Raw genomic sequence first — 13,201 nt, forward strand, 5'->3', positions numbered from 1 at the left:
CGTTTCGCCATCTCGTATCCCTCCAAAAAGTTCGGGATACACCTTAGCTAACTGTCCGGATTTCCGGGACCACTTCAGCAGGGCATTTCGCGAGTGGGACGCCCCTGTACCGGGTTTGTGTCGTGAGGTGATCTCTCCATTCTCACCAATGCATGATGCTCTGCATCATGCACGCGCCCGACCCGCCCCCATGGGCGGGCGCGTTCCGCACCCACCCCCGGGTCGGGCGCGTGGATACAACACTTGGCGGAAATTTACGAAAGAAGATCAGCTACGGATACGTCTTTGACAAAAAGACTCTTCAAGCGTCCTGTCGCACTCTCGTTTCTAAATCCTTCAAGAACGACGTCTCCCTCACCTGCGATTTGCCCGGCTCTACGAGCGACCGCGTTGTCTCCGAGGCTTGAAGTCAATATTCTAATCGAACTCACGCTGATTGCCGTATCTGACAATTTGAATGGAATTGTCCTGTTTTCTTGGGGAAGGTACAACCTGCCACCATAGGTGTTGGAGTTGTAGCTTGAAATGTAACCCTGAAACTTGCTCTGGTCATCAGACGTTATTGTTTTGTTCAAATAACTGAATGTATCCGCATTGAAATAACCGTCAAACTGCCCGTTGCGGTCACCGACTTTCCAGTTAATTGCCGCTCTATCAGCAGATTCTGAAAAAGCAATTGGGCGGTGAATGTTCTTAATTCCAGTTTCACATTTCTCGATCACCGCGTCAAATCTGGACTGCGATAGGTCTTTGGCTACGGGTGTCTTGATTTCGCTTTCACGATATTTTTCGATTTGTTTACCAAGGGTTTCATCGAAGTTAGGCGCAAACCCCAATGTCTCCTCAACGACGTATTCCACCGCCGATTTGGCCAACCAGCCAAACATAGTATCTGGCGGTGCTAAGCCGAATGCTCCGACAGTAGAGCCAAGTGCAAGCACAGTCTTCCACTTCCAGCTTCCCGGCTCAGCAGGCGGCACGAGCAGGTAAAAACCTTTTGCGCTGGGAGACTGAGTTATTACTTCGCCATTAAGTAGTAGATGGGTGGTCAGTGAAATTGAGCGTTCCAACCCCCACAAAGCATGCGAAACATCGTAGAATTGAATTAAGTTATCGTCCGTTAGTCTTCCAGAAAAACTTAGTTCGAAAGTGCATTCCATTAGGATCTCCACTTTTTTGGAGAGAAAGTGCACTTTGTAACTGTGCGTGTAAAGCCACTTTTGGAGTGCCTACCGCCCCCTTCTCCTAACATTCCCACCCCTTTGCCCGGCCCGGCCAGCCGTTGAGCGGCCCTTGGACTTGACCGCCTTCTCCGCTGCGGCCTCAACCGCGTACTGACGCGCCATGGGGTCGTCGGCGACGGCCAGATCGACCGCTTCCAGACGTTTGACCTCGTCGCGCAGGCGGGCAGCTTCTTCGAACTCTAAATTCTCGGCGGCCTTGCGCATGTCGCTGCGCAACCCGTCCAGAACGGCCTCCAGATTGCCGCCATGCAGGGGCTTGTCGATCCTGGCGGTGACGCGGGACTGATCCGTGTCGCCTTTGTAAAGCCCGGCCAGCACGTCCTCGACGTTTTTCTTCACGGTCTCGGGCGTGATGCCGTTTTCCTGATTATAGGCGATCTGTTTGGCGCGGCGGCGGTTGGTTTCGCCAAGGGCGCGTTCCATCGAGCCGGTGATGCGGTCGGCATACATGATGACGCGGCCTTCGGCGTTGCGGGCGGCGCGGCCGATGGTTTGCACGAGCGAGGTTTCGGAGCGCAGAAAGCCCTCTTTATCCGCGTCCAGAATAGCGACGAGGCCGCATTCGGGAATATCCAGCCCCTCGCGCAAGAGGTTGATGCCGATCAGCACGTCAAACGCGCCAAGCCGCAGGTCGCGCAGGATTTCGATACGTTCCAGCGTGTCGATGTCGGAATGCATGTAGCGCACCCGGATACCCTGTTCGTGCATGTATTCGGTGAGATCCTCGGCCATGCGTTTGGTGAGCGTGGTGACAAGGGTGCGGAACCCGTCTGCCGAGACCTTGCGCACCTCGTCCAGAAGGTCATCGACCTGCATCTCCACGGGGCGGATTTCGACCTCGGGATCCAGCAGGCCGGTGGGGCGGATCACCTGTTCGGTGAACACGCCGCCGGCCTGATCGATCTCCCAGGAGGCGGGGGTGGCCGAGACAAAGACGGATTGCGGGCGCATGGCGTCCCATTCCTCGAATTTGAGGGGGCGGTTGTCCATGCAGGAGGGCAGGCGAAAGCCGTGTTCGGCCAGGGTGAACTTGCGCCGGTAGTCGCCTTTGTACATGCCGCCGATCTGGGGAACCGAGACATGGGATTCATCGGCAAAGACGATGGCGTTGTCGGGGATGAATTCAAACAGGGTGGGGGGCGGCTCGCCGGGGGCGCGGCCGGTGAGATAGCGGGAATAATTCTCGATACCGTTGCACACGCCGGTGGCCTCGAGCATCTCCAGATCGAAATTGGTGCGCTGTTCAAGGCGCTGCGCCTCGAGCAGCTTGCCGTCGCCGACCAGTTGATCCAGGCGCTGGCGCAGCTCTTTTTTGATGCTGATGATGGCCTGCTGCATGGTGGGTTTGGGCGTGACATAGTGCGAATTGGCGTAGACGCGGATCTGGTCGAACGTGTCGGTCTTTTCGCCGGTCAGGGGATCGAATTCGGTGATGCTTTCCAGTTCCTCGCCAAAGAAAGACAGCCTCCAGGCGCGGTCTTCCAGGTGGGCGGGGAAGATTTCAAGGCTGTCGCCGCGCACCCGGAAGGAACCACGCTGAAACGCCTGGTCGTTGCGTTTGTATTGCTGGGCGACAAGATCGGCCATGACCTTGCGCTGGTCGTAGTCTTCGCCGGTCTTGAGATCGAGCGTCATGGCGCCATAGGTTTCGACCGAGCCGATGCCGTAGATACAGGAGACCGAGGCGACGATGATCACGTCATCGCGTTCCAGAAGCGCGCGGGTGGCCGAATGGCGCATCCGGTCGATCTGTTCGTTGATCTGGGATTCCTTTTCTATGTAGGTATCGCTGCGCGGGACATAGGCCTCGGGCTGGTAGTAGTCATAGAAGCTGACGAAATATTCCACGGCGTTTTCGGGGAAGAAGCCCTTCATCTCGCCGTAAAGCTGTGCCGCCAATGTCTTGTTGGGGGCCAGGATGATGGCGGGGCGCTGGGTTTCCTCGATCACCTTGGCCATGGTGAATGTCTTGCCCGTGCCGGTGGCGCCAAGCAGCACCTGGTTGCGTTCGCCTTCGGTGATCCCTGCGGTCAGTTCGGTGATCGCGGTGGGCTGATCGCCCGCCGGTTGGAAATCGGTGTGCATCACGATGCGCTTGCCGCCTTCCAGCTTGGGGCGGGTTTTCACATCCGGGGCGGGGGTGTTCAGGATCGGGGCGTCGGCGGCGTCCATCATGGGGTTTCCTTTTGCTTGGCCCTAGAGTTGATCACTTTTTGTTCACCTTCAAGAGGCGGGGCGCAAGGAATGCTTGGCAATAGTTACTTCACGTGTATAGCTATTGACCTTGACGCCTGACGATACTGGAATTTTGCTTGAGAAACGCCCAGGCACCTGACGCGTGCCTTGAGTGAAAGATACCGAAAAAGTGAGCGTCAACAGAATGTTCGCGCGGGGCTGTGCGCGATACGTCAGGTATTCGTCGGTAGGGCCGCAGCCGTTTTTCCTTGCCTGACTTGATAAAGGAAAAGCAATGTCGGTCTATACTTCCTCTCCCACAACCTTCGCGTCATCAACGGGTTATTTCATCGAACGGGTCACCAGAATCTTCGGCGATATCGGAGGCGAATACACGTTTGGTGTCAGCAGTGGCACCGCACTCTCCAATGTGAACTTCGTGCATTCGGGGCAAATCTATTCAGCGGCCACGACCGGGATCAAGATGTCGTCTTCCACCGGGACCAGTTCTGGTTCGGCAAACAATACAGTAACCGTGACCCAGGATGGTTTGATCAGCAACTTCGCGACAACCGCGATTAGCTTTCTCGGGTATGGCAACTACCTCAGCAACGCCGGAGAGATCACCGCTGTCACCGATGCCATCGTCTTCACGAGCAGCGGCGCAGGTAGCAACCAAGTTTCCAACACCGGAACGATCAATGCGACAAACGGAGCTGCCCTACAGTTTGTTGGAACGTCGAGTTTGAACACTTACGGTGAACTGTTCAACAGCGGGACGATCACATCCCGCCAGGTCGCGGTTGAGTTCGGCGATCGTGTCTATGCCAACTTCTACAATACCGGCACTATCACCAGCCTGGACAACTGGGCGGTTGTGGCGAACCTTGGATACGGCACCAATAACTACTTTTACAATTCCGGCGAAATCATGGGCCAACGCGGACTCGCCCTTGGTGCCAACAGCACCTATGCCCATGTCGTCAACACCGGAACCATCGCAGTGTGGCGGCCCGCCGACGGATACCAGGCGATCGAAAGTGCATCCGGGTTTGTCAGGCTCACCAATTCCGGCGAGATCATCGGCGACGTCAATCTGAACAGCGCCAGCGATGTCGTGACCAATAGCGGCACGATCCAGGGTATACTTCGCCTTGGCAGCGGCAACGACACCTATGATGGCATCGGCGGTTCGGTCCCGGGCGGGGTTCGTGGCGGCGCCGGTGACGACACATATACGGTGTCCGACTCGTTGACAGAACTGGTCGAAAATGCTGGTGAAGGGACCGATCTCGTGATCGCGCACAGCAACTGGAAGCTTGGGGCGAATTTCGAAAACCTGACACTGGCCGGTGACCAGGATATCCGGGGCATCGGTAATTCGGATGCCAACACCCTGATCGGGAACGAGGGCGACAACCGTCTGGTAGGATGGTCTGGTGATGACGAACTTTACGGGCAAGGGGGCGATGACTTTCTGAAAGGCCAAATCGGCGCCGACACTCTGGACGGCGGATTGGGCAACGACACGTTGTACGGCGGCAAGAATTCGGACAGGCTGTTCGGGGACGATGGAAATGACATTCTGTTTGGCCAGATCGGTTGGGACACCCTAAATGGCATGGACGGAGACGACACCCTGATCGGAGGAAATGGCGCGGATGTAATGAGAGGTGGCAGGGGATCGGATGTGTTCGTGTTTCTTCGTGCGAGCGATAGCCGAATCGGTGCCCAGGCCGACAAGATCGGGGGTTTTGCACCGGGTGACGATCTTGTCGACCTAACAGAAGTCTTCGCGGGAGAGTTGTCCTTCATAGGCAGCTCCGCGTTTGGCGGTGCCGGGCAGGCGGAACTGCGCATCGCCACGGCCGGTCCGAATTCGAACGTTTTCGTGGATATCGACGGAAACGGGACTGCCGATATGCAGATCAAGGTCCTGGGAACGACCGGTCTAACCGAGTTGGATTTCCTGCTCTGACAAAAAGTATCGCGGTGCGGGCGGCGAAAAGCCGCCCGCGTCCTTGGCATGGCACTATTGGTATGGCCGAGCCTGGCCGAAACGATGCCCGGTTCGAAGCAAGCGACTCGGTTGGGGAGGGAGGAAACGCAGGAGTCGTTCCCGCATTTGACCCGCCGATTTCGTATATGCGACATTTCGGCAACATCACACGCCGACGTATGGGGCGGTGCGGACCTAAATTGACGCTGGGTAAGGTCAGTTTGCGCAAAATTGGTCAAGATTTCTGGCAAGTCTTGTACTTTTTGAAAAGAATTGGGTTTCGGCGTGTAATTTATGGCAGGTGGCCTTGCCTCTCCTTTGGGGAAATGGGTAGTCTTGGCCTTGCAAGCAGCGAAACATGATGGCCGGGACAGGCCGCACTTACACCCCTCGCTCCCCGTGGTTTGGCCGACATCATGCGCTGCTTGCAAGCTCTGCCCGAAAACCTGTTCGCCGGATGCCGCCTTGCGGCAATGCGACCCGCAAACTGCCCCTTGCCGGGGCGCGTGGAATCCGGGATAAAGCGCGGGCAGCAAGGAGATTTGCGATGAGAGCGCGTATCTATCAGCCAGCCCGCACCGCCATGTCGTCGGGCACCGCCAAGACCAAAAACTGGGTTCTGGAATATGCGCCCGCCGAGGCGCGCGAGATTGACCCGTTGATGGGCTGGACCGGATCGGGCGATACGCAAAGCCAGGTGCGCATGACATTCGACAGCAAGGATGCCGCGCTGGAATACGCCCGCGAAAAAGGGATTGATGCGCTGGTGGTCGAGCCGCACAAGCGCAAGCCCAATATCCGCGCGGGCGGCTATGGCGAGAATTTTGCCACCAGCCGCAAGGGGCCGTGGACGCACTGAGCCACCGGACGTGTTGCAATCGGGCCTGCCTGGAAGGGCGGGCCTTTTGTCTTTTTGACTTGGGTGCGGGCTTGCCGTAGATTCGGACCATGAGCCCCGGAGCAACCGGGGCCGGCAGGTAGACAGAGCAGATGTCGCACCACGGCGCAGACCAGTCCGTCGGTCCCACCGACGCAGAGCTGCTTTCCATCGGGAAGCTGCATTTTCTGGCGAGCTTTTGCCCGTTGCACCAGCGTATGCCGGAAGCGGCGCTGGCGCGGATTTTCTATCCGGCGCTGAACAACGGCTGTGTGCGGTTTTTCGAGAATGAACAGGGGCGCACGGCGGCGGCGCTGATCTGGGCGCGGCTGAGCGACGAGGTGGCCGGGCGGATGACCCGCGACGGTCGATTGCCCACGCAAGGCGAGTGGACCGGCGGATCGCGGCTGTGGTTTCTGGATTTGCTGGCGCCGTTTGGCCATGGGCGGATCGTGGCGCGTTCGATCGCGCGCAATCCGCCACCCGAGCCATTCTGGTTTGCACGGCTGGATGACAGCGGCGCCCTTCGCAAGGTGGTGCGCGGCGATGCCACGGCGCCTGCCGGGCGGCGGGTGCTGGCGCGGATGGGCGGGGGGCTGTAGATGGGAATTCCCCAGCCCGGCAGTGGATCTGTCACGGAAGATAGTGGCGTTGTCGGTGGCTATCTGAGCACCGGCGGCGATGTGGATTACTGGATTGGCAATGACAGCGGACAATGGACGGCCGAAACCATTGCCGGGGCCTATGGCGGGGCGCTGGTGATCGATGCGGACGGGGTGTGGACCTATACCGCGTTGAACGATCATCCGGCGATTGATGCGCTGGATGACGGGGATACGCTGAACGAAGTGTTCACCGTGACTTCGGCCAATGGCACGACCACGATCACGATCACCATCAACGGCGCAACGGACCCGCCCTGTTTCGTGCGCGGGACGCTGATCGATACCCCGGCCGGGGCGCGGGCGGTGGAAAGCCTGAAGGCGGGGGACTGGGTGTTGACGCGCGATCACGGGCCGCAGCGGATCCGGTGGAGCGGGGCCAGTGCCGTGGATACGCGCGATGCGGCGCGTGCCGCGCAGTTGCGCCCGGTGCGGATCGTTGCGGGCGCGTTCGGGCCGGGTGTGCCCGCGCGGGATTTGCTGGTGTCGCCGCAGCACCGGGTTCTGATCGACGGGCCGGACATGGATTTGCTGTTCGGTCAGGCGGAAGTGCTGGTGGCGGCGCGGCATCTGGTGAACGATTTCAGCATTCTGCAGGAGCCGGGCGGGTTGGTGATCTATTACCATCTGCTGTTTGACGACCATCAGGTGGTGATGGCGCAGGGCTGTGCCAGCGAGAGTTTCTTTCCCGGACATGTGGGGTTGGAGCGGTTTCAGGAGGGGCCGCGCGAGGAGCTTTTTGCGTTGTTCCCGGAATTGCGGGCGATACCGGAAAGTTATGGCCCGCCGGCCCGGCAGGTGTTGCGCGGCTATGAGGCGCGGCTGGTGCGGGACCGGTTGCTGCCCGACCCGTGCGTGACGCCGGAAGGGCGGTTGCGGCGGTAGCACCGAAGCGCGCCCGTGCCGCCCGTGCCGCCCGGCGCGCGCGCGGGAGCCTCCGGCGGGGATATTTGGGGCCAAAAGAAGCCGGGGCGGTGCGCCTGCGCCGCGGGGCGGGTCAGTCGAGGATGGCGGGCAGGTTGAGGCCGTGGCGGCGGGCGCAGTCGCGCGCGCTTTCGTAGCCGGCATCGGCGTGGCGCCAGACACCGGAGGCGGGATCGTTCCAGAGCACGCGTTCGAGCTTTGTGGCCGCCGCGTCGGTGCCGTCGGCGCAGATCACCACCCCGGCATGTTGGGAAAAGCCCATGCCGACGCCGCCGCCATGGTGCAGCGACACCCAGGTGGCGCCCGAGGCGGTGTTGATCAGGGCGTTCAGGAGAGGCCAGTCGCTGACCGCGTCCGAGCCGTCGCGCATGGCTTCGGTTTCGCGGTTTGGCGAGGCGACGGAGCCGGAATCGAGGTGGTCGCGGCCGATCACCACCGGCGCCTTGAGGTCGCCGTTGCGCACCATTTCGTTGAAGGCGAGGCCGAGGCGGTGGCGATCGCCCAGGCCGACCCAGCAGATCCGGGCGGGCAGGCCCTGGAAGGCGATGCGGTCGCGTGCCATGTCGAGCCAGTTGTGCAGGTGGGTGTTGTCGGGCAGCAGTTCCTTGACCTTTGCGTCTGTCTTGTAGATGTCTTCCGGGTCGCCCGAGAGGGCCGCCCAGCGGAAGGGGCCGATGCCCTGGCAGAAGAGCGGGCGGATATAGGCCGGCACGAAGCCGGGGAAGGCAAAGGCGCGCTCCAGCCCTTCTTCGAGCGCCATCTGGCGGATGTTGTTGCCGTAATCCACGGTTGGCACGCCGTCGTCGTGGAAGGCGACCATGGCCGCGACCTGGACTTTCATCGAGGCGCGGGCGGCGCGTTCCACGGCGCCCGGATCGGTCTCGGCGCGGGCGCGCCATTGTGCGACGCTCCAGCCCTGGGGCAGGTAGCCATTGAGCGGGTCATGGGCCGAGGTCTGATCGGTGACGATGTCGGGGCGGATGCCGCGCGCGTGGATCTCGGGGAAGATGTCGGCGGCGTTGCCGATCAGGGCGACGGATTTGGCCTCGCCCGCCCTGGTCCATTTGTCGATCATGGCGAGGGCCTCGTCCAGCGAATGGGTCTTGGCATCGACATAGCGGGTACGCAGGCGGAAATCGGCGCGGGTTTCATCGCATTCGACGGCGAGGCAGCAGGCGCCGGCCATGACGGCGGCGAGCGGCTGGGCGCCGCCCATGCCGCCCAGCCCGCCGGTGAGGATCCAGCGGCCCGCGAGGCTGCCGCCGTAATGCTGGCGCCCGGCTTCCATGAAGGTTTCATAGGTGCCCTGCACGATGCCTTGCGAGCCGATATAGATCCAGGATCCGGCGGTCATCTGGCCGTACATCATCAGGCCCTTGCGATCCAGTTCGTTGAAATGATCCCAGGTGGCCCAGTGCGGCACCAGGTTGGAATTGGCGATCAGGACGCGGGGTGCGTCGGCATGGGTGCGGATCACGGCGACGGGTTTGCCCGACTGCACGATCAGGGTTTCGTCGGTTTCAAGCTGCCGGAGGCTGTCGCAGATCAGATCGAAGTCGCGCCAGGTGCGCGCGGCGCGGCCGATGCCGCCATAGACCACCAGTTCATGCGGGTTTTCGGCCACGTCCGGGTGCAGGTTGTTCATCAGCATCCGCAGCGCGGCTTCGGCCTGCCAGTGTTTGGCGGTCAGCTCGGGGCCAGTGGGCGGGAAGATGTCGCGCTGGTTCTTGCGGGGGTCGGTCATGTCAGGTCTCCGGTGAGGGCGAGGTCGGACAAGGCGTGCAGCATGTCCGAGAGCGTGGTGCGCAGGCGGGCGGCGCGGGTTTGGGCGTAGGTCCAGGGCGGGGATTCCAGCATGTAGGCGGATTGGGCGATCTCCAGCTGGATGGCATGGATGCCGGTGTCCGGCCGGCCATAGTGGCGTGTGGTCCAGCCGCCGCGGAACCGGCCATTGGTGACATGGGTAAAGCCGGAGCCGGCGGCGATACCGGCGATGGCGTGCTCGATGGGCGCGGCGCAGGTGGTGCCCCAGTTGGTGCCGATATTGAGGGTGGGCAGGGTGCCGTCGAAAAGGAACGGGATATGCGCGCGGATCGAGTGGCAATCGAACAGGATGGCAATGCCGTGGCGGGCGCGGGTGCGTTCGAGCGCGGCCTTCAGGGCGGCATGGTAGGGCGCGTGGAACGTCGCGCACCGGTGGTTGATGTCGTGCGGTGTGGGTTGCGTGGTCCAGATCGGCGTGCCGTCGAAATCAGTGAGCGGCACGAGAGAGGTGGTATTCTGGCCGGGATAGAGCGACGCGCCGGAGGGATCGCGATTGGCGTCGATCACGTAGCGGTGGGTCCTGGCGCGCACGGTGGTGGCCTGTGGCAGAAGACCTTCGAACAGACGTGCGATATGCCAGTCGGTGTCGGACAGCGCACGCCCGGTTTCATTGAGATGCGCGCGGATATCCGGGGGCACATATGTGCCGCCATGGGGCTGGCCCAGCACAATGGGGCCGTCGCCGGGAATGGTTTGCACCGGATCCATCAGCCCAGCTCCGGCATGTCGGTCGCGCAGGCCGCGAGCAGGGCGCCGGAGCGCACCAGCGCGCGGGCGGTTTCCAGATCGGGGGCAAGGTAGCGATCCTGGGTCAGCGGGGCGATATCGGCGCGCAGGCGGGCGAGGCCGCGCCGGATCGGGGGGCTGGAGACAAGGGGGGCGCGGAACTCGATCCCCTGGGCGGCACAAAGCAGCTCGACCCCGAGAATGCGTTCGAGATTTTCGATCATGCGCATGAGGCGGCGCGCGCCATGAGCGGCCATGGAAACGTGATCTTCCTGGTTGGCGGAGGTTGGGGTGCTGTCGGTGACGCAGGGATTGGCGAGGTGCTTGTTCTCGCTCATCAGCGCGGCGGTGGTGACTTCGGCGATCATCAGCCCCGAGTTCAGCCCCGGATTGGGGGTGAGGAATGGCGGCAGATCGAAGGACAGGGTGGGATCGACCATCAGGGCAATGCGGCGCTGGGCGATGGCGCCGATCTCGGACGTGGCCAGCGCGATCATGTCGGCGGCAAAGCCGACCGGCTCGGCGTGAAAATTGCCACCCGACACGATCAGGCCGGACCGGGCCAGGACCAGCGGGTTATCCGTGGCGGCGTTGGCCTCGATCAGCAGGGTGTGCGCGGCCTGGCGCAGCACGTCGATGGCGGCGCCCGTCACCTGGGGCTGGCAGCGGATGCAGTATGGGTCCTGGACGCGGGAATCGCCGTCGCGGTGGCTTTCGCGGATTTCGGAGCCGGAGAGGATGGCGCGCATGGCGGCGGCGGCGTCGATCTGGCCGCGATGGCCGCGCAGGGCGTGAATCTCGGGTTGAAGCGGGGCGGTGGAGCCCATGATCGCGTCGGTCGACATGGCCGAGATCACCAGCGTGTTGAGCGCCGCCTGCCAGGCACCGAACAGCCCGGCCAGCGCATAGGCGGTGGAGAATTGCGTGCCGTTGATGCAGGCCAGCCCCTCTTTGGGGCCAAGGGTGATCGGCGCCAGCCCGGCGCGGGACAGGGCCGTGGCGCCGGGCAGGGTTTCACCCTGAAAGCTGGCCTGGCCGGCACCGATCATCACCGCCGTCATATGGGCCAGCGGGGCCAGATCGCCGGAGGCGCCGACAGAGCCCTGGGCCGGGATCACGGGAATCACGCCGCGCGCCAGCATCTGTTCCAGAAGGTCGACCAGTTCCCAGCGCACACCCGAGGCGCCGCGCCCGAAAGACAGCAGTTTGAGTGTCATCATCAGGCGGGTGATGTCGGGTGGGGTGGGCTCGCCCACGCCGCAGCAATGGCTGAGGATCAGGTTGCGTTGCAGGGTGGCGGTATCGGCGGGGGCGATCTTGTGGCTGGCGAGTTTGCCAAAGCCGGTATTGACGCCATAGACAGCCCGGTCCCCGGCGGCGGCCCGGGCCAGCTGGGCGGCGGCGGCTTCGACCGCAGGGCGGCAGGCCGGATCGAGAGCTGCGGGGGATTGCGTGCGGTAGAGGGTTTCAAGCTGGGCCAGGGTGGTGGCGCCGGGCGTGAGTGTCAGCATGGGTGGCCTGCGAATATGCGCTGGTGGAGCGGGTTGAAGCCGATGCGATAGGCAAGTTCGGCCGGATGGGTGACATCCCAGATCGCCAGATCGGCGCGTTGACCGGCGGCAAGGGTGCCGGCATCGGCCAGGCCAAGCGCGCGGGCGGCGTTGGTGGTGGTGGCGTGCAGGGCCTCGGCCGGGGTGAGGCCAAACAGGGTGCAGCCCATGTTCATGGCCAGCAAAAGCGACGTGAGCGGCGAAGAGCCGGGATTGCAATCGGTGGCGAGCGCGATGGGCACATTGTTCTGACGCAGAAGATCGACCGGCGGTTTGCGGGTTTCGTTGAGCGTATAGAAGGCGCCGGGCAACAGCATGGCGACGGTGCCCGCGCGGGCCATGGCCAGGACGCCGGGCGCGTCGAGATATTCGAGGTGATCGGCGGACAGGGCGCCAAAGCCGGCGGCCAGCGCCGCGCCACCAAGATTGGAGAGCTGTTCGGCGTGCAGCTTGACCGGCAGGTTCAGCGCGGCGGCGGTTTCGAAGACGCGGGCGATCTGATCGGGGGAGAAGGCGATGGATTCGCAGAACCCGTCAACCGCGTCGACCAGCCCTTCGGCCCGGGCGGCGCGCAGGGTGGGCAGGCAGATTTCGTCAAGATAGGCGTCGGCGCGGCCGGCATATTCGGGTGGGATGGCGTGGGCGCCAAGATAGGTGGTGCGGATGCGCACCGGGCGTTCGGCCCCGATCCGGCGCGCGGCGCGCAGCATATCGAGTTCGGTCGCGGCCTCCAGCCCGTAGCCGGACTTGATCTCCAGCGTGGTGATGCCCTCGGCCAGAAGCGCGTCAACGCGGGGCAGGGCCTGTGCCACAAGCGCGTCGGGCGTGGCGGCGCGGGTGGCGGTGACGGTCGAGAGGATGCCCCCCCCGGCGCGCGCGATTTCCGCGTAGCTGGCGCCGCCAAGGCGCATTTCGAACTCGCGCGCCCGGTCCCCGGCAAAAACGATATGGGTGTGGGCGTCGATCAGGCCGGGCGTCACCAGCCGGCCGGCCAGATCCCGGACCGGGCCGTCGAAATGCGCGGGCAGTTCGGGGGCGGGGCCGACCCAGGCAATGCGATCGCCCGACAGGACAAGGGCGCCGTTTTCGATCAGGCCATAATCGTCGCCCGTAACCATCGTTGCCAGGCGCGCGCCGGTCAGGATCTTGTGATGTCCCATGGCGAATCTCCGGTCGAGGTTGAATTGACAGATCGTAACGTATACCGGTAAGATTATTAA

10 protein-coding genes are annotated in these 13,201 nt (G+C 62.7%); 4 read left to right on the plus strand and 6 right to left on the minus strand.

Features of this window, described 5'->3' with window-relative positions:
• Positions 1–254: 254 nt before the first annotated feature.
• Both I3253_RS03045 and uvrB read right to left on the minus strand, forming a co-directional pair.
• Positions 255–1,160 carry a DUF7946 domain-containing protein gene (locus tag I3253_RS03045; RefSeq protein WP_197916173.1) on the minus strand — a complete coding sequence of 302 codons (906 nt, stop codon included), beginning with the start codon at positions 1,158–1,160 and terminating at the stop codon, positions 255–257.
• 69 nt (positions 1,161–1,229) lie between these two features.
• A complete protein-coding gene (gene uvrB, locus I3253_RS03050) occupies positions 1,230–3,416 on the minus strand; it encodes an excinuclease ABC subunit UvrB (RefSeq protein WP_197916579.1) in 2,187 nt (728 codons plus the stop codon).
• 298 nt (positions 3,417–3,714) lie between these two features.
• Between uvrB and I3253_RS03055 the strand changes: the two genes are divergently transcribed.
• The 4 genes from I3253_RS03055 (at position 3,715) to I3253_RS03070 (ending at position 7,842) form a co-directional block, all read left to right on the plus strand.
• Positions 3,715–5,397: a calcium-binding protein gene (locus tag I3253_RS03055; protein ID WP_197916174.1), complete on the plus strand. Its 1,683-nt coding sequence runs from the start codon at positions 3,715–3,717 to the stop codon at positions 5,395–5,397.
• 568 nt (positions 5,398–5,965) lie between these two features.
• Positions 5,966–6,277, plus strand: a complete 312-nt coding sequence (locus I3253_RS03060; RefSeq protein WP_197916175.1) for an ETC complex I subunit — start codon at positions 5,966–5,968, stop codon at positions 6,275–6,277.
• Positions 6,278–6,408: 131 nt separating this feature from the next.
• Positions 6,409–6,897: a toxin-activating lysine-acyltransferase gene (locus I3253_RS03065; protein ID WP_197916176.1), complete on the plus strand. Its 489-nt coding sequence runs from the start codon at positions 6,409–6,411 to the stop codon at positions 6,895–6,897.
• Positions 6,898–7,842, plus strand: a complete 945-nt coding sequence (locus I3253_RS03070) for a Hint domain-containing protein (protein WP_197916177.1) — start codon at positions 6,898–6,900, stop codon at positions 7,840–7,842.
• Between the two features lie 112 nt (positions 7,843–7,954).
• Here the strand turns inward: I3253_RS03070 and hutU are convergent, their stop codons facing one another.
• Genes hutU through hutI form a run of 4 tightly spaced genes read right to left on the minus strand, consistent with a single transcriptional unit; the run spans position 7,955 to position 13,141 of the window.
• Entirely contained in the window at positions 7,955–9,625 is a 1,671-nt protein-coding gene (gene hutU / locus I3253_RS03075; RefSeq protein WP_197916178.1) for a urocanate hydratase, read from the minus strand.
• On the minus strand, positions 9,622–10,413 hold the full coding sequence (gene hutG, locus I3253_RS03080) for an N-formylglutamate deformylase (RefSeq protein ID WP_197916179.1): 792 nt from the start codon (positions 10,411–10,413) through the stop codon (positions 9,622–9,624). The genes hutU and hutG overlap by 4 nt, the downstream gene beginning before the upstream one ends.
• Entirely contained in the window at positions 10,413–11,942 is a 1,530-nt protein-coding gene (hutH, locus tag I3253_RS03085; protein ID WP_197916180.1) for a histidine ammonia-lyase, read from the minus strand. Before hutH ends, hutG begins: the two co-directional genes overlap by 1 nt.
• Positions 11,936–13,141, minus strand: a complete 1,206-nt coding sequence (gene hutI, locus I3253_RS03090) for an imidazolonepropionase (protein WP_197916181.1) — start codon at positions 13,139–13,141, stop codon at positions 11,936–11,938. Before hutI ends, hutH begins: the two co-directional genes overlap by 7 nt.
• Between the last annotated feature and the right edge of the window lie 60 nt (positions 13,142–13,201).

This window comes from Thiosulfatihalobacter marinus, from assembly GCF_016019955.1.
GTDB lineage: Bacteria > Pseudomonadota > Alphaproteobacteria > Rhodobacterales > Rhodobacteraceae > Shimia > Shimia marinus_A.

What these genes read in the sequence shown, in the direction of transcription:
- hutG (WP_197916179.1), bottom strand. Translation starts at nt 10,413, where the DNA reads ATGGATCCGGTGCAAACCATTCCCGGCGACGGCCCCATTGTGCTGGGC.
- uvrB (WP_197916579.1), bottom strand. Translation starts at nt 3,416, where the DNA reads ATGGACGCCGCCGACGCCCCGATCCTGAACACCCCCGCCCCGGATGTG.
- I3253_RS03070 (WP_197916177.1), top strand. Translation starts at nt 6,898, where the DNA reads ATGGGAATTCCCCAGCCCGGCAGTGGATCTGTCACGGAAGATAGTGGC.
- hutH (WP_197916180.1), bottom strand. Translation starts at nt 11,942, where the DNA reads ATGCTGACACTCACGCCCGGCGCCACCACCCTGGCCCAGCTTGAAACC.
- I3253_RS03055 (WP_197916174.1), top strand. Translation starts at nt 3,715, where the DNA reads ATGTCGGTCTATACTTCCTCTCCCACAACCTTCGCGTCATCAACGGGT.
- I3253_RS03060 (WP_197916175.1), top strand. Translation starts at nt 5,966, where the DNA reads ATGAGAGCGCGTATCTATCAGCCAGCCCGCACCGCCATGTCGTCGGGC.
- hutU (WP_197916178.1), bottom strand. Translation starts at nt 9,625, where the DNA reads ATGACCGACCCCCGCAAGAACCAGCGCGACATCTTCCCGCCCACTGGC.
- I3253_RS03045 (WP_197916173.1), bottom strand. Translation starts at nt 1,160, where the DNA reads ATGGAATGCACTTTCGAACTAAGTTTTTCTGGAAGACTAACGGACGAT.
- I3253_RS03065 (WP_197916176.1), top strand. Translation starts at nt 6,409, where the DNA reads ATGTCGCACCACGGCGCAGACCAGTCCGTCGGTCCCACCGACGCAGAG.
- hutI (WP_197916181.1), bottom strand. Translation starts at nt 13,141, where the DNA reads ATGGGACATCACAAGATCCTGACCGGCGCGCGCCTGGCAACGATGGTT.